This window comes from Yersinia bercovieri ATCC 43970, assembly GCF_013282745.1.
GTDB classification, from domain to species: Bacteria; Pseudomonadota; Gammaproteobacteria; order Enterobacterales; family Enterobacteriaceae; genus Yersinia; species Yersinia bercovieri.
Window position 1 is genome coordinate 1,941,108 of the sequence record NZ_CP054044.1, and the last position, 20,484, is coordinate 1,961,591.

The following is a 20,484-nucleotide window of genomic DNA, read 5'->3' on the forward strand; positions in this document are numbered from 1 at the left end:
GGTATTAACTCCATGCATGGGCGGTGGCAAACCGCCCCTTTATCTCAGTCAGCCCAACTGCCCATTAGCCAAATGTTTCACCCGGCGTTTCACCTCTTCTTGCTTACCGGCGTTGAATGGCCGTGCATCGGGGCTACCCAGATAGCCGCACACCCGGCGGGTGACCGACACTTTCGATGGCTCGTGATTGCCGCATTTCGGGCAGGTAAAACCTTTGCTGGTGCAGGAGAACTCGCCAGTAAAGCCACATTCGTAGCACTCATCAATCGGCGTGTTGGTGCCGTAGTAGGGGACTCGGCTGTAGCTGTAGTCCCACACATCTTCCAGCGCCCGCAGGTTATGCTGCAAGTTAGGGTATTCGCCATAACAGATGAAACCGCCGTTAGCCAATGGCGGGTAAGGCGCTTCGAAGTCGAGCTTGTCGTAGGGGTTCACTCTCTTCTCGACATCCAGATGGAAGCTATTGGTGTAGTAACCTTTGTCTGTCACACCATCGACCACGCCAAACTCAGCGGTATCAAGGCGACAGAAGCGGTCACACAGATTTTCACTTGGCGTGCTGTACAGACTGAAGGCGTAACCGGTCTCCTCTTTCCAGTTATCCGTGGCTTGTCTCATGCGCTCGACGATCGCCACGGCTTTTTCACGTAACTTTTCATCATCAAAGAGATGAGTTTGATGGCCAAACAGCGCATTAACGGTTTCATGAATCCCGATAAAGCCCAGTGAGATGGATGCGCGGCCATTTTTAAAGATTTCAGAGATATTGTCGTCCGCTTGTAAGCGCACGCCGCACGCCCCCTCCATATACAAAATAGGCGCGACTCGTGCTTTGATCCCTTCCAGACGGGCAATGCGGGTCATTAGCGCTTTCTTGGCTAACAGCAGGCGCTCATCCAGCAAATGCCAGAATTTCTCTTCATCGCCTTTAGCTTCCAGCGCGATGCGCGGCAGATTAAGGCTGATGACCCCCAGATTGTTACGACCATCGTGGATCTGTTTGCCCTCTTCTTCATAAACACCGAGGAAGCTGCGGCAGCCCATTGGCGTTTTAAAGGAGCCAGTGACTTTCACCACCTGGTCATAATTCAGAATGTCGGGATACATGCGTTTGGTGGCGCACTCCAGCGCTAACTGTTTGATATCGTAGTTAGGATCGCCAAATTTGTGATTCAGGCCGTCACGGATAGCGAATACCAGTTTCGGGAAGACGGCAGTTTTACGATTTTTGCCCAAGCCAGCAATGCGGTTACGCAAAATAGCCTGCTGGATCATGCGCGACTGCCAACTGGTGCCCAGCCCGAAACCGAAGGTGACAAATGGCGTCTGACCATTGGCGGTGTGCAGGGTGTTCACTTCATATTCCAGCGACTGGAAGGCGTCGTAACACTCTTTCTCAGTGCGCGACATGGCATAACCGGCGGCATCAGGGATCTGCCACTCTTGCGCCACAGATTTATGCTTATTAAAGCTTTCAGTGACGAACGGGGCCAGAATTTCATCGATGCGGTTTATGGTTGTGCCGCCATAGATATGGCTGGCGACCTGCGCGATAATTTGTGCCGTGACGGCGGTGGCGGTTGAGATGGATTTCGGCGGCTCAATCTCCGCGTTACCCATTTTAAAGCCCTGTGTCAGCATGCCATCGAGATCAATCAACATGCAGTTGAACATTGGGAAGAATGGCGCGTAATCCAGATCGTGATAGTGGATCTCACCGCGCTCATGGGCCAGTACCACATCACGCGGCAAGATATGCTGTTTGGCGTAGTGCTTGGCGACAATACCGGCCAGCAAATCGCGCTGCGTCGGGATAACTTTGCTGTCTTTATTCGCATTTTCGTTCAGCAGTGCTTTGTTGCTCTGCTCTACCAAACCCCGGATTTCCTGATTCAGGCGACCACGCAGTTCCCGCGAGATATCCCTGTCATGGCGATACTCGATATAAGCTCGGGCTAACTGCTTGTATTGACCGGCCATCAGTTGGTTTTCGACCGCATTTTGGATATCGCGGATATCAACCTTCGGCTGGTTTTCCATCGTCTGAGCGACCACCCGGGCAACAGTTGCGCAATAATCTGCGTCTACAACGCCAACAGCTAAAGCTGCGCGCTCGACGGCTTCCTTGATACGCACCTCATCAAAAGGCACCTGACAACCGTCCCGTTTAATCACTACTGTTTTCACAATGTCGCTCCTGTATCCTGCCGCGTAGGGTTATCCACAAGGCGACCCGCAGCACATAAGGGCTGCGAGGGGGTGTGGATGCTTTTGTGGATAACTACTACATATAGGTGTCTATGTTGCCACAACCACTATATATAGGTGGCGATAAACTAAATTGACGTAGAGCAAGGAAATTGACGTTAGGGTTATTTGCTGTTCAGCGGGGGGAGGCAGGCGTTTTTTATGGGGCCGATGTTTAGCTTAAAAACCTAATCAGCCCCATCCAAAATTACCCCATAAAATGTTCCGCCAGTTCTAGATCGCGGCGTGAGAAGGTTCTCACTATCCGGCCACTCTCCATCATGGCTGCGCGCTCGGACATATGTGCCACCACGTCGCTGTCGTGGCTCACCAGCAAATAGGTCATGCCGTGCTCGCGTTTTAACTGATTGAGCAGGTTAAGTATCTCGGCCTGAACCGACATATCTAATGCCGAGGTGGGTTCGTCTAGCAGCAGCAGTTTTGGTCGCAGCAGCAGGGCGCGGGCGATAGCAATACGCTGGCGCTGGCCACCAGAGAATTGATGGGGATAACGTAGCGCCGCAGAAGCGGGCAGGCCCACTTGCGCTAAGGCTTGATCAATCCGCTGCTGAATACTCTTCTCGCCGTGAATTTTTAACGGCTCACCCAGCGTGCGCTGAATATTATGTTGCGGGTGCAGTGAAGCATAAGGGTCTTGAAACACCATCTGCACATCTTTACGCAGTTGGCCGGTGAAACGCTGCCCCGGCCGTAATGGCTTACCCAGTAGGGTTATCTCGCCTTGCCACTCCCGTTGTAAGCCGGCCAGTGTGCGCAACACGGTGGATTTACCACAGCCGGATGCGCCGATCAGGCTAAAAGTTTCCCCCTCTTCAACCGCAAAGCTGACCGACTCAACTGCGGTTTTCACCTGACTCTTCTGGGCGAAACTGACCCGTAAGTTATTGACTTCAATCAGTGCCACGGGAGCCTCCAGAGAAATCGGCGCTGCGATCCAATACCGGCAGTTCACTGCCATAGGTGCTGGCGCTCGGGCGGCAAGCCCATAAGGTGTGGGTATAGGGGTGAGTTGAGTGCGGCAACTCGGCTGCCAGCCCCTGATCCACCAGTTTCCCCTGATACATCACCAACACGCGGTGGCAATGCTCTGATACCAACGGCAGATCATGGCTAATCAGCAGCAAGCTCATATTGCGCTGCTCGGTCTGCTCGACGATCAACTCAAGGATCTGGTTACGCAGTTTGGCATCCAACGCTGATGTTGGTTCGTCAGCAATTAATACTCGCGGATTATTCACCAACGCGATGGCTAACATCGCCCGCTGCCCCATACCGCCGGAAAGCTGGCCGGGGTATTGGTGGTAGGCGCTCTCATTTAAGCCAACTGACGCCAGCGCATTTAACACTCGCTCATGGGTGTCAGCACCGGACAGTGCATTGTGTAGCAGCAGAGACTCTGCAATCTGTTTGCCCACAGTGCGCACTGGATTTAGCGCATAGCGGGGATCTTGCAGCACCATAGCGACCTCTTTGCCACGTAGCGCCCCCCACTGCTTAGGCTTCAGCTGCAATAAATCGTGCTCAATAACCTGGCCTGGCTCCCCTTGGTCATCGGTATTATCCGCGTAATAGCTCAGCTTTTGGGCGCTGACTTTTCCCGGTGAGCGGACTAATCCCATCAACGCTCTGGCGGTAATGGATTTGCCGGAGCCAGATTCGCCCACTAATGCGACGCGCTCGTGACCAAGCTGGAAGGAGATGTTATCCACCACCCGCTGCTGCTGAAAATCGACACACAAATTCTCTACGGCGAAAATTTTATCAGTCATGGTGAGGGTCCAAAATATCGCGCAGGCCATCGCCTAACAGATTAAACGCCATGCTGCTGAGCAAGATAGCGCAGCCCGGAATGGCGGCAATCCACCATTGATCGAAGATAACCTGCATACCGTCAGCGACCATCGATCCCCATTCCGACATCGGCGGGCGAGCGCCCAAACCGAGGAAACCTAGCCCTGCGGCTGCCAGGATAATTCCGGCCAGATCCAGCGCCAGTCGCACCACCGCTGAGGGGAGGCACATAGGTAAAATGTGGCCCCAAAGCAGACGCAGCCCCTTGATGCCCATCATTTCAGCCGCCGCCAGATAGTCGCTTTGGCGTAATAATTGGATCTCGGCGCGCGCCTGACGGGCATAGGCAGGCCAGGTGGTTAGCGCCAACGCCAATGCGCCGTTAATCAATCCGGGGCCGAGCATTGCGACAAAAGCAAAGGCTAAAATCAGCCGTGGCATCGACATCACCACATCAGTGACACGCATCAGAACACGTTCGAGCCAGCCGCCGTAATAGCCGGAAAGCACCCCAACCAGTAATCCTAGCGGCAGCGTGATCACCGTGACCAACAGCACCAAGCCGAGAGTGGGGCGAGTGCCATAAATCAGGCGCGACAGCATATCGCGACCATAGCTGTCAGTTCCCAGCCAATGACCTGCGGCACCGGGCGGAAGCAGTCGATCGGCAGCGTTTTGCCAGTTAGGATCTTGTGGGGCGATCCACGGGGCGAAAATCGCAATTATCACCAGCAAGGAGAGAATCAACAGCCCAATGCTGGTGGAGGGGGAACGCTTTAGCGTGTAGCAGACGGTGGTTATAGACATATAAGTGTTATCGACATATCAGCGCGTTCTCGGGTCCAGCAAGCGGACCAGCAGATCCGTTACATTGTTAATCACAATAAAGCACATACCGAGTAGCAGTGTTCCGCCCATTATGGCGGTGGTATCGCCGGCAAACAGGGCGCTGGTGAGGTAGCGACCAATCCCCGGCCAGGCAAAGACAGTTTCGGTTAACACCGCCCCCTCCAGCATACTGGTATAGGCCAGCGCAATCACCGTGAGCAGGGTGCCCCGGATATTTGGCAGCACGTGCATCAGCAGAATGCGCATTTCACCGGCACCTTTGGCCCTCGCCAGCGTAATGTACTCTTTATTCAGTTCGCTTAGGCAGGCCGAACGGGTCAGACGGGTGATGCTGGCTAGCGCATAGTAAGAGAGCAGGGCAACCGGCAGAATCAAGTGGGCGATGGCATTGCCAAAAGCTCCGGCATCACCAGAGCGCCAGCTGTCGATCAGGGCAAAACCGGTTTTTGCTTCCACGGTATATTGATAAATGTCATCGAGGCGACCGGGGCCGGGGCTCCATTGCAGGCGCGCATAAAACAGCAATAGCATCAGCAAGCCAAGCCAGAAGATAGGCACCGAGTTACCTAGCAAGGTGACAAAGCGAATTGCGGCATCCAGCTTGCTACCCGCCCAACGAGCACACAATAAACCGAGAATAACGCCGAGTGTGGCACCAATGATCAGCGATAAGGTCGCCAGCTCCAGTGTCGCGGGGAAGACGGTGAGCAAGTCCTGCAATACCGGCTGACCACTGGCACTGGCAAGTCCCAAATCACCATGGGCCAGCCGCACCAGATAGTGCCAGAACTGCACCGCTAATGGTTGATCCAGCCCGAGCTGGTGCTTGACCTGCTGATAAGTGGCCTCACTGGCGTGGTCGCCGACAATTTGTAACACCCGATCCACTGGCGACATAGCCGACAGGAAAAAGGTGATCACCAGTAGACCGAATAGGGTTAGGGCCAGGGTCAATAATCCCTGTAGAAACCCCCAAAGACGACGCCGGGATTGGGTTCCCGGCGTTTGATTTAGTGCGACAGACATCGACTATCAACCTACTTATATTTCATAAAAACTTTATTGATAAGTCAGCGAGGCTCTACCCAAAGTAAGGTAATACCCTATTTACTGACACGGTCATAATAGACCATATCTGCATTCAGGCCCTGTTGATAGCCCTTAACATTGTCTCGCAGCACAACTTGCGCTTTGGCTTGATCAATAAAGATGTAAGGCGAGTTCTGTTGTAGCTCTTGTTGCAACTGGGTATAGAGCGCAGTGCGCTTCGCCGGATCGGCTTCTGCCACGGCTGCCAGTGTCTGCTTATTCAGCTCAGGAATAACCCAGCCGTTTAAACCGGCAACAGTGCTGCTCTTACCATCATTATAGGCAAAGGCGCTGGCATTGGAGTGCGCATCGAAGTAATCCGGGATCCACAAGCGGATAGCGGACTGATGCTGCTTGGCGCGCACTCGACCATAGACTTGACTGCCTGCGGCTGGCAGTAGCACCAACTTCACGCCACCTTGGGCGAAACTTGCCTGTAACGATTGGGCGATGGTGATAAACGGTGGTTTGTTCTCAACGTCCAGGGTTAGGGTTGCATCCTTAATGCCCGCTTTGGTCAGAATTTCTTTGGCCTTAGCCGGATCAAAGGTAAACGGATTGCTTTCCAGCGCACCCGGTAAACCGACAGGCAGGAAGCTTTGATGCACAAAATATTGGCCTTTCAGCAGGTCTTTGGTAATGCCCTGATAATCAACCAGATAGCGTGCGGCCTGCCAGAATTCTGGTTTTTTCAGCAGCGGGTTGGCTGGGTTAGCGGTGTTAAACACCAAATAGTTTTGCTCCGCCGAGGGGATCTCAACCACTTGGACGCCCGCTTGTGTTTTCAACGCGGCAGTCTGGTCTGGCCCTAATTCGCGGGCGATATCGGCATCACCTTGCTGAATCAGCAGGCGGCGAGCGCTTGGGTCTGGCACGTTTTTGATAATAATATTTTTAATCAGCGGCTTGTTACCCGGCGATGTTGGGTTGGCATCCAACACGATAGCCTGATGCGGCTGATAAACCCGCATTTTGAACGGGCCACTGCCAGCTGAATGCATTTTCAACCAAGCATTGCCGTAGTCATTCTCTTTTACATTGGCGGTGACCGCTTTTTTATCAACAATCGAGGCGATCGGCGTTGATAAGATATTCAGGGCAACCGCCGGGCTGACATCTGCACTCCAGCTCAGTTGCACGGTATTTTTGTCGATCTTTTTCAGATGTTGATCGATGTTGCTCGCGTCCCAGCCCAGAACGTTAAGAATAAAGGCCGGTGAGCGGTTCATCTTGATTGCGCGGGTGAAAGAGTAAATCACATCATCGGCTTGCACTGGGTTACCGGATGCAAACAGGGCGTCTGGGCGCAACTTCACGGTTAGTGTTTTGGCGGCGGCATCGCCTTGCCAACTCTCAGCCAAGACTGGCACAATTTGCGCCGGATTATCACGATCGGCTTGTATCAGGCGCTGATAGAGACTTGGTACAGTCTGAATGCTAGAGAGTTCATTACTTTCTGCTGGATCCAGGCTGACGATATCATCCAGGGATTGTACAACCACCAGCGTATCTGCTGGCGTTGCTGCCAGTACGCTACCAGATAGTGCTGTCAAAACCATTAATGACAGAATTTTAGCTTTCATTGAGACTCCCTGACATGGATTCGACCATCAATGCTGCTTGCATTGATAGTAAGTAGCGCCGGTTAACATCACGAGGAAATTATTGTTTTTTCGACTATTTCATCGCAGTTTCTCACGATAGTGGCTTTGCTGTCTGTGGTCAAAGTCTCAACAGTTATTTGTTATAACAATAAGTGATAAGAAAGTATTGCGGAAAAGTAATGATTATGAGGCGATTTCGGGCTAACAATAAAAACCCTTATTTATCGCGAAATCTTCCCACGCCATGAACGGTGAATTGGTTATAATGGAACGTTATTTCATTTTATCTTCACGAAAGGGAAAGCCATGATTACCGGAAATATTCATCATTTGGAGTTGTTGCCCTATCTGCCTACGCAATTGAAAGAGGCCATCGAATATGTGAAAAGCCATATCACCGCAGAAACCCCTTTGGGTAAGCATGATATTGATGGCAATAATCTGTTCGTGCTGATTTCCAATGACAGCACTGACTATCTGGAAAATCGCCGGGCGGAATATCATGCCAGGTATCTGGATATTCAGATTGTTTTGGCAGGCGTTGAGGGGATGACCTTCAGTAATCAACCAGCCGGTAAGCCAGATACTGACTGGTTGGCGGACAAAGATATTGCTTTTTTACCGGCGGGTGTCGATGAAAAGCAGTTTATTATGCAAACCGGTGATTTTGTGGTGTTCTATCCCGGAGAAGTGCATAAGCCATTGTGTGCCGTCGGTGAGCCAGCGAATGTGCGCAAAGCCGTCGTGAAGATGGCGGTGAAATAGGCTATTTTGCTTGCCAGCTTGAGCTTCGGGCAGTGCTCGCCGCCGTCACATACTCCGTGTATGCTCCGTTGGTTGCGCGCTGTCCTCACTCAATCTGCCTGCGCCAATAACGCTTATTGATTAGGTGTAAAAATAATCAAAAGCCGATACTTCAGATAGCCGACCCTGTTATGTTTAGTGTTGACCCAATGTGGCGACCATCACTGCTTTGATGGTATGCAGGCGGTTTTCTGCCTGATCAAACACGATGCTGTGCGCGGATTCAAACACCTCATCGGTAACTTCCATTCCGCCTGGCAAGTTGTACTGCTCTGCCATCTGCTTACCCAGAGTGGTTTGATCATCATGGAATGCAGGTAGGCAGTGCAGGAACTTGACCTGTGGGTTACCGGTCAGCTTCACCACACTCATATTGACCTGATAGGGTTTCAGCAGTGCAACCCGCTCGTGCCAGACCTCTTTGGGTTCCCCCATTGAGACCCAAACATCGGTATACAGGAAATCAGCGCCCTTCACGCCTTCGGCAATATCTTCTGTCAGTGTGATTTTACCGCCAGTTTTTTGCGCCTGCGCCTGACAATCCGCCACCAGTTGGGCCTCCGGCCAGCACGCTTTTGGCGCGACCAGACGTAAATCCATCCCCACCAGTGCGGCGGCTTCTAACATGGTGTTACCCATGTTGTTGCGCGCATCACCGAGATAGGCAAATTTCATTTCACTCAATGGCTTACCCGGCAGGTGCTCCTGCATAGTCAATAAATCCGCCAGTAATTGAGTCGGGTGGAATTCATTGGTCAGGCCATTCCACACCGGAACTCCCGCATATTCAGCCAATGTTTCAACCACTTGCTGGCCATGACCACGATACTGGATACCGTCATACATGCGGCCTAATACACGGGCGGTATCCTTAATTGACTCTTTATGCCCAATCTGACTTCCCCCTGGGCCGAGGTAAGTCACGCGCGCACCTTGATCATATGCGGCAACTTCGAAAGAGCATCGAGTACGGGTCGACTCTTTTTCGAAGATGAGCGCGATATTCTTACCTACCAGTTTTTGCTGCTCACAGCCGGATTTCTTGGCTTGCTTTAACTCAGCCGCCAAATCCAGCAGGGCTGTAATTTCAGTGGGGGTAAAATCCAGTAACCTTAGAAAGTGACGATTGTAGAACTGACTCATAGTGCTCATAGCTTGCATCCTGAATAGTCTAATTGAATTTAAATTCAATTTATACGTATAAATATTCAATTACAACCCCCATCAATAAATCTTTCTCGTTTATAGTGGAGGCAACCGCGTGGGTGTGGGAAAATAGCGCCATATTAAGCCCATTGACTGAGGATAAAGGCATGGCAAACCGCGAAATGCTGGACGAACAACGTGACGAGACCCGCCTGATCATTGAAGAACTGCTGGACGATGGTAGTGATCCCGATGCGCTGTACACGATTGAACACCACCTCTCTTCTGAAAAGTTCGAAGTGCTGGAAAAAGCCGCTGTTGAAGCATTCAAACTGGGTTATGAAGTGACAGATGCTGAAGAGCTGGAAGTGGAAGATGGCTCTATGGTGATGTGCTGTGACGTGATCAGCGAAGTTGCTCTGAATGCTGAAATTATTGATGCGCAGGTTGAACAGTTAATCGCATTAGCTGAAAAGTGCGGCGTAAATTACGACGGCTGGGGCACCTACTACGAAGATCCCGACGCAGAAGATGATGAAGAGGGTGAGTTCGATGATGAAGAGTTGGTGGATGAGGATGACGACGGTAAGCGTCACTAATTTCCCTTCGCCCTAGAAGCCGCAGGGGTGTTAGCTGCACGCACTTACCCGAATCACTTACTTGAGTAAGCTCATCGGGATGCGTTTGCTTGCTGCCTACCTGCGACTCCAATGGCTTTGGGAAATTTTTTTCCTGGAAGCCGCAGGGGTGTTAGCTGCGCGCACTTACCCGAATCACTTACTTGAGTAAGCTCATCGGGATGCGTTTGCTTGCTGCCTACCTGCGACTCCAATGGCTTTGGGAAATTTTTTTCCTGGAAGCCGCAGGGGTGTTAGCTGCGCGCACTTACCCGAATCACTTACTTGAGTAAGCTCATCGGGATGCGTTTGCTTGCTGCCTACCTGCGACTCCAATGGCTTTGGGAAATTTTTTTTCCTGGCAGCCGCAGGGGTGTTAGCCAATAGTTTCAGGGCGCTTAATGCGCCCTGAATAATCACAATGTTTTCAGCATCGTCACTTCGCAATCCACATGACCGGTGTTGCCCATCGGCCCATCAATATGCTCAAAACCTAATTTTTCATATAAACCTACTGCGCTGGTCAGGCTGGCGGTGGTTTCCAGATAGCAGCGACCAAAGCCCTGCTGGCGGGCAAACTCTAGCGCCTGCAATGCCAATTGCTTTGCCAAACCTTTACCGCGCAATAGTGGCAGAAAGTACATTTTCTGCAATTCACACAGATCGGTGTCACCACCCGACAAGGGGGCGATACCACCACCACCGGCAATATTGCCGTCCACTTCAACCACCCAGTAAGCACTGCGCGGCTGGCTATACAGCTCATATAAGTGATCCAGATTCGGATCAGACACGGTATAGCCTTTATCTGCGCTCAGGCCAAATTCAGCCGAGACGTCGCGGATAACATTGGCGATAGCAAGATTGTCTGCGGCGAGGATGGGGCGCACCAGCAGGTGGATAGATGTAGCTGTGGTCATGCTCTATAAACCCAAAGGTAATATCTTAGTTATAATCTGTAATACCATTTAACACTGAATTAATGCAATGGTAAAAAAACTGGGAGCCAGATTATCATGGCCCCCAGTGAGTACTTACTTCATGTCAGATTAATTTACAGTGCGGCGATAGTCGCTTGCTGCTCAATTAACTTCTGTTTGGCTTCAGCACAGGCGGCCATTCTCTCGCGCTCTTTGGCAACCACGGCTTCTGGCGCACGTGCGACAAAACCTTCGTTACTCAATTTGCCTTCGATACGCTCAATTTCTGCTTCCAGCTTCGCCACTTCTTTCGCCAGACGATCCAACTCAGTGGCTTTATCGATCAAACCCGCCATTGGGATCAGCACTTCTGCACCTTCAACCAATTTGGTCACTGAGACTGGGCCTTTATCTCCGTCAGCTAACAGAGTGAGGGAGGATAAGCGAGCCAGCGACTGGATGAAGCTCTGGTTTTCCAGCACCCGGCGCTGAGCTTCAGCACTAGCGCCACGCAGCATGACGTCCAGTGGTTTACCTGGGGCGATATTCATTTCTGCGCGGATATTACGTACAGCAATGATGGTCTGCTTGATCCATTCCAAATCACTCAGCGCTTTTTCATCAACCTGGCTGGCGTCATATTCAGGGAAAGGCTGCAACATAATGGTGTCTGCGGTAATGCCTTTCAGGCTCTTAACCCGCTGCCAGATGGTTTCAGTGATGTAAGGAATGATGGGGTGTGCCAGACGTAGCAGCGCTTCCAATACCTCAATCAGCGTATGGCGAGTCCCACGCAGCTCAGCTTCAGAACCGCTGTTCATCACCGGCTTAGTCAGCTCCAGATACCAGTCACAGAACTGGTTCCAGGTGAATTCGTACAGAATACCGGCCGCCAGATCGAAGCGGTAGGTGTCCATCGCTTCGCGATAGGCTTTGATGGTCTGATTGAATTCAGCCAGAATCCAGCGGTCAGCCAGTGACAGCACCATTTCGCCGCCATTCTGCCCGCAATCTTGCCCTTCGGTGTTCATCAGCACGAAACGGCTGGCGTTCCACAGCTTGTTACAGAAGTTGCGATACCCTTCCAGGCGCTTCATGTCCCAGTTGATATCACGGCCAGTGGAGGCCAGTGCTGCCAGAGTGAAGCGCAGGGCATCAGTGCCGTGTGGCTCAATGCCATTCGGGAACTGCTTCTCGGTGCGTTTGCGGATTTTCTCTGCCAGCTGCGGCTGCATCATATTGCCGGTACGTTTCTCCAGCAACTCTTCCAGCGAAATGCCGTCAACCATATCCAGTGGGTCGATGACGTTACCTTTCGATTTGGACATTTTCTGCCCTTCGTCATCGCGGATCAGGCCGGTCATGTACACGGTTTTAAACGGCACCTGCGGCTTACCATTTTCATCTTTCATAAAGTGCATGGTCATCATGATCATGCGGGCAATCCAGAAGAAAATAATGTCAAAGCCACTGACCACCACACTGGTGGGGTGGAAGGTTTTCAGTGCTTCGGTCTGCTCAGGCCAGCCCAGTGTGGAGAAGGTCCACAGACCAGATGAGAACCAGGTATCCAGCACGTCTTCGTCCTGGCGTAAGGCAATTTCAGGGCCGAGGTTGTTTTCGCGGCGCACTTCAGCTTCATCGCGACCGACATACACTTTACCCTGCTCGTCATACCAGGCTGGGATTCGGTGACCCCACCACAACTGACGGGAGATACACCAGTCCTGAATGTCGCGCATCCATGAGTAATACATGTTTTCGTACTGCTTAGGTACGAACTGAATCTCGCCGTTTTCCACCGCTTCAATGGCGACTTTCGCCAGCGGGGCTGTGCGGACATACCACTGGTCGGTCAGCATTGGCTCAATGACCACGCCACCACGGTCACCATAAGGCACTGTCAGGTCGTGCGGCTTAACCTCTTCCAGCAGACCGAGCTTATCGAATTCAGCGACCACCGCTTTACGGGCCGCAAAGCGCTCAAGACCTTGGAACTGCTCTGGAATTGCGCCGCTGCATGTATCGGTCGCTTCGCCATTGGTATCAAACACTTCCGCTTCTGCGCGGATATCACCGTCGAAAGTCAGAATGTTGATCATCGGCAGGGCGTGGCGCTTGCCCACTTCATAGTCATTAAAGTCGTGGGCTGGCGTGATTTTCACGCAGCCGGTGCCTTTTTCCATATCCGCGTGTTCGTCACCGAGGATCGGAATGCGGCGGCCAACCAGTGGCAGGATCACTTCTTTCCCGATCAGATCTTTATAGCGCGGATCTTCTGGATTGACGGCAACACCGGTATCGCCCAGCACAGTTTCCGGACGCGTGGTTGCCACGACCAGATAATCTTTGCCTTCAGCGGTTTTGGCCCCATCGGCCAGCGGATAACGCAGATGCCACATCGAGCCTTTGGATTCGCGGTTTTCCACTTCCAGATCAGAGATGGCAGTGCGCAATTTCGGGTCCCAGTTTACCAGGCGTTTGCCACGGTAAATCAGATCCTCTTTGTGCAGACGGACAAACACTTCTTTAACCGCGTTGGAGAGGCCATCGTCCATGGTGAAACGTTCACGTTCCCAATCCACGGAGTTACCCAAACGGCGCATCTGGCGGGTGATAGTGCCGCCTGATTCATCTTTCCACTGCCAGATTTTATCGATAAAGGCTTCACGGCCGTAATCGTGGCGGGTTTTGCCCTCTTCGGCGGCAATTTTGCGCTCAACCACCATTTGGGTAGCGATACCGGCGTGGTCAGTACCCGCTTGCCACAGGGTGTTTTTCCCCTGCATACGCTGGTAGCGAATTAAGGTGTCCATGATGGTCTGCTGGAAAGCATGGCCCATGTGCAGGCTGCCGGTTACATTCGGCGGCGGGATCATGATGCAGTAGCTCTCTTTGCTGGTATCGCCGTTCGGCTTGAAATAACCCTGTTTTTCCCAGTGTTCATACAGCGGCTGCTCAATTTCTTGCGGGCTGTAGGTTTTATCGAGGGACGGCTCAGTTTTGTCGATGCTAGAAGGTGTGTTTTCCATTTTCTTTTTATTTCAATTAGTTGGCGGCGTTGCCGTGGTCAAGTGGAAGCCGACGCTGCGATAAGACTTATATCGGTCGCGCGCCAACTGTTTCAAATTTTCTTCGTAAGGAACGAAGTCTACCACTTCATGGAAAGCGGTGGCAAAACCTGCGAACTCGGGTAGCAGGCTAATAAGCAGGTCACGAGGGGAGTTCCCACGCCGTTCAGGCCAGGCTAATTCAACCGGTGCGCCATATTTTGGCCCTTCACCGGCCAGATTGTGCGGTACAAACTGGTCAGGTGCGCGTTGCCACAGGGCTTCATCTAGCCGCTGGGCCTGCTCTTCACTCTCACAGGCGATCAGCACCCGTTTGCCCGTCCGCCAACGAGCAGCGGCAATCTCGCAGGCCAATGCTTCATGAGCGCGCAGCTCACCGGCGGGCGTGTCGTGTTCGAGCAGATAAAAAGTGGCGTTTTTCATAAGTTCTCTACGACGTAAAAGGGCACGAAAGTGTGCCCTTGAAGTAACGTAATGTATATCAAACGATTAATCGTCGCCGTTTAACCCTGCACGGTTAAGCAGGAACTGAGACAACAACGCGACCGGGCGGCCTGTTGCGCCTTTGTTCTTGCCTGAACGCCATGCAGTGCCCGCGATATCCAAGTGCGCCCAGCTATATTTACGGGTAAAGCGTGATAAGAAGCAGCCCGCAGTAATCGCCCCACCGGCACGGCCACCAATATTTGCCATATCAGCAAAGTTGGAGTCTAACTGTTCGGCATACTCATCACCTAACGGCAAGCGCCATGCACGGTCACCGGCTTGCTCTGATGCCCCAATCAGCTCATGCGCCAATGGGTTGTGGTTCGACATCAAACCGGTGATGTGGTGGCCTAACGCCACAACGCACGCGCCGGTCAGAGTCGCGATATCAATCACCAGCTCTGGCTCGAAACGCTCCACATAGGTCAGCGCATCACACAGCACCAGGCGGCCTTCCGCATCGGTATTCAGCACTTCAACAGTTTGGCCGGACATGGTAGTCAGGATATCACCCGGACGATAAGCGCGACCACCCGGCATGTTTTCACAGCCCGCTAGCACGCCGATCACGTTCAATGGCAGTTGCAGTTCAGCCACCACGCGCATCACGCCATAAACCGTTGCCGCACCGCACATATCATATTTCATCTCGTCCATGCCTTCGGCAGGCTTGATGGAGATACCACCGGAATCGAAGGTCAGCCCTTTGCCCACTAGCACAATTGGCTTAGCGTCAGGGTTCGGATTACCCTTATATTCTATCACCGACATCAATGATTCGTTCTGCGAACCATGACCAACCGCCAGATAAGAGTGCATACCCAGCTCTTTCATCTGCTGCTCGCCAATCACGCGAGTGACGATATTGGTGCTGAATGCATCGGCCAGTTGACGCGCCTGCGACGCCAAATAGGCGGCATTACAGATATTTGGCGGCATATTGCCCAAGTCTTTGGCGGCTTTGATACCGGATGCCACCGCCAGACCGTGCTGGATTGCGCGCTCACCGCTAGTTAATTCGCGGCGAGTTGGCACGTTGAACACCATTTTACGCAGCGGGCGGCGAGGCTCGGTTTTATTGCTTTTAAGCTGATCGAAGGTGTAAAGCGTCTCTTTGGCGGTTTCTACCGCCTGACGCACCTTCCAGTAAGTATTGCGGCCTTTTACATGCAGCTCAGTCAAGAAGCAGACCGCTTCCATTGAGCCGGTGTCATTAAGGGTATTGATGGTCTTCTGGATCACTTGCTTGTACTGGCGCTCATCAAGCTCGCGCTCTTTGCCACAGCCAATTAACAAGATGCGCTCGGAGAGAATATTCGGCACATGGTGCAGTAACAGCGTCTGCCCGACTTTGCCTTCAAGTTCACCACGGCGCAATAAAGCGCTGATGTAGCCATCACTAATTTTGTCGAGTTGTTCGGCAATGGGAGATAGACGACGAGGTTCGAAAACGCCGACTACAATACAGGCACTGCGCTGTTTTTCCGGGCTGCCGCTCTTTACACTGAACTCCATGCACTCTCCTGAATCTTAAAGACAAAGGCGGACGCTATCGCTAGAATATAGCGCTCCGCAACGATCTCTGCTCCGTTGTGTTAACGACGTGTGTTAACCTTAACGGTATAAGTTGTTTTGTTTTGGCGACTATAAGCATGTTCCTATAGGACACCTAAACGCTAGATGCTGTAATACTATTTTAGTTGTGAAGGTTGCCATATGATGAGAATAAATGGCGGATTAACGATGAAACTATCGATTTTCCTGCAAAAAGACAAGTTTTCACAGGCGTATTAGCGTGATCATCATTAGATATCTGGTACGGGAAACACTTAAGAGCCAAATTGCGATTCTGTTCATCCTGCTATTAATCTTCTTTAGCCAGAAGTTAGTACGGATATTAGGCGCTGCGGTTGACGGTGAAATCCCAACAAATCTGGTTTTATCCCTTTTGGGGCTCGGTGTGCCGGAAATGGCACAACTTATCTTGCCATTAAGCCTATTCCTTGGCTTGTTGATGACGTTAGGCAAATTGTATACGGAGAGTGAAATCACCGTGATGCATGCCTGCGGCATGGGCAAAAAATCCCTGATTCTGGCGGCACTGATTCTGGCGCTGGGCACTTCTGCGCTGGCGGCGGTCAATACAATCTGGCTTGGCCCCTGGTCGTCCAAACATCAAGACGAAGTGCTGAATGACGCCAGGGCTAACCCCAGTCTCGCCGCATTAGCGGGCGGGCAGTTTAAATCCTCAACCGATGGTAATTCAGCCTTATTTATCGGCAATGTCACGGGCAAAGAGTTCAACCGGGTGTTTTTGGCACAATTGCGGCCAAACGGTAATCAGCGCCCCTCCGTGGTGGTGGCCGATAGCGGCCATATGACCGAGCGGCCTGACGGCTCGCAAGTGGTTATCCTGAATAAAGGCACTCGCTATGAGGGCACCGCACTGCTGCGCGATTTCCGCATCACCGATTTTGTCGACTATCAGGCCATTATTGGGCATCAGGAAGTGCAGCAAAACAGCAATGTGGCTGAGCAGATGACCATGAAACAGCTGTGGCGCTCGAATGAAGCGGACGCCCGCGCGGAGTTTCACTGGCGGCTGACACTGATTGTGTCGGTGGTTATCATGGCGCTGTTAGTGGTGCCGCTGAGTGTGGTCAACCCGCGTCAGGGCCGCGTCCTCAGTATGCTGCCGGCGATGTTGCTGTATTTGATTTTCTTCCTGTTGCAAAGCTCCCTGCGCTCAAATGCAGGTAACGGCAAGCTGGACCCGCTTCTCTGGATGTGGACCGTGAATGGTGTTTATCTGGCTATTGCGGTGATATTGAACCTGTGGGATGGCCTGCCGGCTCGTAAGTTACGTGCTCGATTGAGAGGTGCTGCCTGATGTTTGGTGTATTAGACCGTTATATCGGACGGACTATCCTCAATACCATCCTGATGACATTATTCATGCTGGTATCGTTGTCTGGCATCATCAAATTTGTCGATCAGTTGCGAAAAGTCGGGCAGGGCGACTACTCGGCGGCATCCGCCGGCATGTACACCTTGCTCAGTGTCCCCAAGGATATTGAGATATTTTTCCCGATGGCAGCGCTGTTAGGTGCCTTGCTGGGCCTTGGTACATTGGCGACCCGCAGTGAGTTGGTGGTTATGCAGGCGTCGGGGTTCACCCGCATGCAAATCGCTGCTTCGGTGATGAAAACCGCCATTCCGCTGGTGTTGCTGACCATGGCAATCGGCGAATGGGTGGCGCCGCAAGGCGAGCAGATGGCGCGCAACTTCCGCGCACAGCAGATGTACGGTGGTTCATTGCTATCGACGCAGTCTGGTTTGTGGGCAAAAGATGGCTCTGATTTTATCTATATTCAGCGGGTATCGGGCGACAAAGAGCTGACTGGCGTCAATATTTATCACTTTGATAAACAAGACCGCCTGTTGTCGGTTCGTTACGCGGCGACAGCCACTTATGAAGACAATCTGTGGCGGTTATCGCAGGTTGATGAATCTGATTTAACCAACCCGACTCAGGTGACTGGCTCGCAGACGTTAACCGGTGAGTGGAAAACTAACCTGACACCCGAGAAGCTGGGCGTGGTTGCCATGAATCCAGATTCACTCTCCATCCGCGGGTTGCATGACTACAGCAAATACTTGAGGCAAAGTGGCCAGGAATCAAGTCGCTACGAACTGAACATGTGGGGCAAGATATTTGCGCCATTCTCGGTGGCGGTGATGATGTTGATGGCGCTGTCATTTATTTTTGGTCCATTACGCAGTGTGCCGATGGGTGTTCGGGTTGTCACCGGCATCTTCTTTGGCTTTGTTTTCTACGTACTGGATCAGATATTTGGTCCACTGAGTTTGGTTTACAACATCCCTCCAGTGATTGGCGCGCTGTTACCGAGTATACTTTTCCTCCTAATCAGTGCTTATTTGCTGCTAAAACGGCGTTGATGGCGGTTTTTTCAACACTTAGACTAAACTTGATTGGATAACAGTTGCATGCGGATCATTGGTAGGTATAATTCACCTCGTTCTCCGCATACTACTTCAGTGCCGAAGTGGCGAAATCGGTAGACGCAGTTGACTCAAAATCAACCGCCGCGAGGCATGCCGGTTCGATTCCGGCCTTCGGCACCATTAGTATGTAAAGAGACGTCTACGGACGTCTTTTTTTATGTCTAAAATCCAGTCCCCGCAAGGCTCCTCTCGCTTTTTCACTCAACATAAGTCAACCTGATTCAATCTACATCAACTTACTGATGTGGGTACAATTGCGGGTATATCCCGGTTCGATAATGTTTGTACCCACGCAGAACCCTTGAAAGGATACTCAACATGGCTCTGAGTGATGTGAAGGTTCGTACGGCCAAGCCTGAAGCAAAAGCCTATAAACTTACCGACGGCGAAGGCATGGTGTTACTGGTTCACCCTAACGGCTCGAAATACTGGCGGCTACGCTATCGCTTTGGTGGTAAAGAGAAGATGCTGGCGCTGGGCAAGTACCCTGAAATATCGTTGGCTGATGCCAGGGCACGGCGTGACGAAGCTCGTAAGCTGTTAGCTAACGGTGTGGACCCAAGTGAGAGCAAGAAAGCCGTTAAGGTAGAGCAGGAGCAAGAAGCGATAACTTTTGAAGTGGTAGCCAGAGAGTGGCATGCCAGTAATCGTCAATGGTCAGAAGCTCACAGTGCTCGAGTGCTCAAAAGCTTAGAGGACAATCTCTTTCAAGCCATAGGCAAACGGAATATTGCAGACCTCGGAACCCGTGATCTTTTACCTCCCATTAAAGCCGTAGAGATGTCAGGGCGTCTTGAGGTAGCTTCCCGCTTGCAACAACGAACTACAGCGATAATGCGCTATGCAGTACAAAGCGGTTTAATTGATTACAACCCCGCGCAGGAGATGGCGGGCGCTGTCGCTACCGGTAAAAGAAAGCACCGTGCTGCACTTGAGTTAAACCGTGTTTCAGAGTTGCTTCATCGCATCGACTACTACAGTGGCAGGCCACTCACTCGGTTAGCGGTAGAATTGACTTTATTGGTTTTTATCCGTTCCAGTGAATTACGTTTCGCCCGTTGGTCAGAAGTGGATTTTGAAACCGCCATGTGGACTCTCCCTGGAGAGCGTGAACCACTGGAAGGTGTTAAACACTCGCACCGGGGATCAAAAATGCGTACTCCTCATCTTGTCCCCTTATCCCGCCAGGCTCTCGCTATTCTGCAAAAGATCAAAAGCATGAGTGGAAATCGTGAGCTGATTTTTATCGGTGATCACGACCCACGTAAGCCCATGAGTGAGAACACGGTGAACAAGGCTCTACGCGTTATGGGATATGACACGAAGGTTGAAGTCTGTGGCCACGGTTTCAGAACCATGGCTTGTAGTTCATTGATTGAGTCGGGATTGTGGTCTAGGGATGCAGTAGAAAGGCAGATGAGTCACCAGGAGCGCAACTCTGTACGTGCGGCTTATATTCATAAAGCCGAGCACTTAGATGAACGCAGATTGATGATTCAGTGGTGGGCAGATTATCTGGATGCGAATCGGGAGAAGGGGGTTAGTCCGTTTGATTTTGCGAAGCTGACTCAAAAATGATATGTAGTTCATTATATGGATTTTGATTTAACCATTTTTTTTAAGAATAAATAGCGTTGTTATCTTGTATTTAGAGATTGTAACTTGGGTTTATTTGGCGCTAGCCGTGCTCATTCAGTGTTAACTAAAAGCTCATTTTAATAATGAGCTTTGGCTAGCAGCATTTCACGAAATTTATTGGCAAACTTAGAGTGTTGCTGCACTATCTGTATGGGTAAATACATTTACATAGCTG

The 20,484-nt window shown here is 51.6% G+C and carries 16 protein-coding genes and 1 tRNA gene; 6 read left to right on the forward strand and 11 right to left on the reverse strand.

What is annotated here, in order from left to right; translation table 11 throughout:
• Window positions 1-48: 48 nt before the first annotated feature.
• From nrdD to HRK25_RS08790, 6 genes are all read right to left on the reverse strand, one after another.
• A complete protein-coding gene (gene nrdD / locus HRK25_RS08765) occupies window positions 49-2,187 on the reverse strand; it encodes an anaerobic ribonucleoside-triphosphate reductase (RefSeq protein ID WP_005272539.1) in 2,139 nt (712 codons plus the stop codon).
• 268 nt (window positions 2,188-2,455) lie between these two features.
• Window positions 2,456-3,172, reverse strand: coding sequence for an ABC transporter ATP-binding protein (locus HRK25_RS08770; protein WP_032897081.1), 717 nt, complete (start codon window positions 3,170-3,172; stop codon window positions 2,456-2,458).
• Entirely contained in the window at window positions 3,159-4,037 is an 879-nt protein-coding gene (locus HRK25_RS08775; protein WP_032897079.1) for an ABC transporter ATP-binding protein, read from the reverse strand. The genes HRK25_RS08770 and HRK25_RS08775 overlap by 14 nt, the downstream gene beginning before the upstream one ends.
• Complete coding sequence (locus HRK25_RS08780) at window positions 4,030-4,866, reverse strand: ABC transporter permease (protein WP_032897077.1); 837 nt, start codon at window positions 4,864-4,866, stop codon at window positions 4,030-4,032. Before HRK25_RS08780 ends, HRK25_RS08775 begins: the two co-directional genes overlap by 8 nt.
• An 18-nt stretch (window positions 4,867-4,884) precedes the next feature.
• On the reverse strand, window positions 4,885-5,934 hold the full coding sequence (locus tag HRK25_RS08785; RefSeq protein ID WP_032897075.1) for an ABC transporter permease: 1,050 nt from the start codon (window positions 5,932-5,934) through the stop codon (window positions 4,885-4,887).
• 77 nt (window positions 5,935-6,011) lie between these two features.
• Window positions 6,012-7,580 (reverse strand): ABC transporter substrate-binding protein, encoded by a 1,569-nt coding sequence (locus tag HRK25_RS08790; RefSeq protein WP_005272530.1) that lies wholly within the window; start codon window positions 7,578-7,580, stop codon window positions 6,012-6,014.
• Between the two features lie 327 nt (window positions 7,581-7,907).
• Here HRK25_RS08790 and HRK25_RS08795 point away from each other — a divergent pair, with 327 nt between their 5' ends.
• Window positions 7,908-8,366 (forward strand): NanQ anomerase/TabA/YiaL family protein, encoded by a 459-nt coding sequence (locus HRK25_RS08795; protein WP_005272529.1) that lies wholly within the window; start codon window positions 7,908-7,910, stop codon window positions 8,364-8,366.
• Between the two features lie 174 nt (window positions 8,367-8,540).
• On the opposite strand, the gene argF is transcribed toward HRK25_RS08795, so the two are convergent.
• The gene (gene argF / locus HRK25_RS08800) at window positions 8,541-9,548 is read right to left on the reverse strand and encodes an ornithine carbamoyltransferase (protein ID WP_032897160.1); all 1,008 of its coding nucleotides are present in this window, start codon (window positions 9,546-9,548) and stop codon (window positions 8,541-8,543) included.
• 170 nt (window positions 9,549-9,718) lie between these two features.
• Here argF and rraB point away from each other — a divergent pair, with 170 nt between their 5' ends.
• Entirely contained in the window at window positions 9,719-10,150 is a 432-nt protein-coding gene (gene rraB / locus HRK25_RS08805; protein ID WP_032897072.1) for a ribonuclease E inhibitor RraB, read from the forward strand.
• Window positions 10,151-10,584: 434 nt separating this feature from the next.
• On the opposite strand, the gene HRK25_RS08810 is transcribed toward rraB, so the two are convergent.
• From HRK25_RS08810 to pepA, 4 genes are all read right to left on the reverse strand, one after another.
• Window positions 10,585-11,088 (reverse strand): GNAT family N-acetyltransferase, encoded by a 504-nt coding sequence (locus HRK25_RS08810; protein ID WP_005276489.1) that lies wholly within the window; start codon window positions 11,086-11,088, stop codon window positions 10,585-10,587.
• 134 nt (window positions 11,089-11,222) lie between these two features.
• Window positions 11,223-14,120: a valine--tRNA ligase gene (locus HRK25_RS08815; RefSeq protein ID WP_005276487.1), complete on the reverse strand. Its 2,898-nt coding sequence runs from the start codon at window positions 14,118-14,120 to the stop codon at window positions 11,223-11,225.
• A gap of 12 nt (window positions 14,121-14,132) precedes the next feature.
• The gene (locus HRK25_RS08820; protein WP_005276485.1) at window positions 14,133-14,582 is read right to left on the reverse strand and encodes a DNA polymerase III subunit chi; all 450 of its coding nucleotides are present in this window, start codon (window positions 14,580-14,582) and stop codon (window positions 14,133-14,135) included.
• 66 nt (window positions 14,583-14,648) lie between these two features.
• Window positions 14,649-16,160: a leucyl aminopeptidase gene (gene pepA, locus HRK25_RS08825; protein WP_005276484.1), complete on the reverse strand. Its 1,512-nt coding sequence runs from the start codon at window positions 16,158-16,160 to the stop codon at window positions 14,649-14,651.
• A gap of 280 nt (window positions 16,161-16,440) precedes the next feature.
• Here pepA and lptF point away from each other — a divergent pair, with 280 nt between their 5' ends.
• The 4 genes from lptF (at window position 16,441) to HRK25_RS08845 (ending at window position 20,249) form a co-directional block, all read left to right on the forward strand.
• Complete coding sequence (lptF, locus tag HRK25_RS08830) at window positions 16,441-17,535, forward strand: LPS export ABC transporter permease LptF (RefSeq protein WP_005276481.1); 1,095 nt, start codon at window positions 16,441-16,443, stop codon at window positions 17,533-17,535.
• Complete coding sequence (gene lptG / locus HRK25_RS08835) at window positions 17,535-18,605, forward strand: LPS export ABC transporter permease LptG (RefSeq protein ID WP_032898315.1); 1,071 nt, start codon at window positions 17,535-17,537, stop codon at window positions 18,603-18,605. Before lptF ends, lptG begins: the two co-directional genes overlap by 1 nt.
• Window positions 18,606-18,706: 101 nt before the next feature.
• Window positions 18,707-18,791, forward strand: a tRNA-Leu gene (locus HRK25_RS08840).
• A gap of 198 nt (window positions 18,792-18,989) precedes the next feature.
• Complete coding sequence (locus HRK25_RS08845; protein ID WP_005276479.1) at window positions 18,990-20,249, forward strand: tyrosine-type recombinase/integrase; 1,260 nt, start codon at window positions 18,990-18,992, stop codon at window positions 20,247-20,249.
• Window positions 20,250-20,484 lie beyond the last annotated feature (235 nt).

What these genes read in the sequence shown, in the direction of transcription:
- HRK25_RS08790 (WP_005272530.1), bottom strand. Translation starts at nt 7,580, where the DNA reads ATGAAAGCTAAAATTCTGTCATTAATGGTTTTGACAGCACTATCTGGT.
- HRK25_RS08845 (WP_005276479.1), top strand. Translation starts at nt 18,990, where the DNA reads ATGGCTCTGAGTGATGTGAAGGTTCGTACGGCCAAGCCTGAAGCAAAA.
- pepA (WP_005276484.1), bottom strand. Translation starts at nt 16,160, where the DNA reads ATGGAGTTCAGTGTAAAGAGCGGCAGCCCGGAAAAACAGCGCAGTGCC.
- HRK25_RS08810 (WP_005276489.1), bottom strand. Translation starts at nt 11,088, where the DNA reads ATGACCACAGCTACATCTATCCACCTGCTGGTGCGCCCCATCCTCGCC.
- lptG (WP_032898315.1), top strand. Translation starts at nt 17,535, where the DNA reads ATGTTTGGTGTATTAGACCGTTATATCGGACGGACTATCCTCAATACC.
- HRK25_RS08820 (WP_005276485.1), bottom strand. Translation starts at nt 14,582, where the DNA reads ATGAAAAACGCCACTTTTTATCTGCTCGAACACGACACGCCCGCCGGT.
- rraB (WP_032897072.1), top strand. Translation starts at nt 9,719, where the DNA reads ATGGCAAACCGCGAAATGCTGGACGAACAACGTGACGAGACCCGCCTG.
- HRK25_RS08780 (WP_032897077.1), bottom strand. Translation starts at nt 4,866, where the DNA reads ATGTCTATAACCACCGTCTGCTACACGCTAAAGCGTTCCCCCTCCACC.
- HRK25_RS08795 (WP_005272529.1), top strand. Translation starts at nt 7,908, where the DNA reads ATGATTACCGGAAATATTCATCATTTGGAGTTGTTGCCCTATCTGCCT.
- HRK25_RS08785 (WP_032897075.1), bottom strand. Translation starts at nt 5,934, where the DNA reads ATGTCTGTCGCACTAAATCAAACGCCGGGAACCCAATCCCGGCGTCGT.
- argF (WP_032897160.1), bottom strand. Translation starts at nt 9,548, where the DNA reads ATGAGTCAGTTCTACAATCGTCACTTTCTAAGGTTACTGGATTTTACC.
- HRK25_RS08815 (WP_005276487.1), bottom strand. Translation starts at nt 14,120, where the DNA reads ATGGAAAACACACCTTCTAGCATCGACAAAACTGAGCCGTCCCTCGAT.
- HRK25_RS08775 (WP_032897079.1), bottom strand. Translation starts at nt 4,037, where the DNA reads ATGACTGATAAAATTTTCGCCGTAGAGAATTTGTGTGTCGATTTTCAG.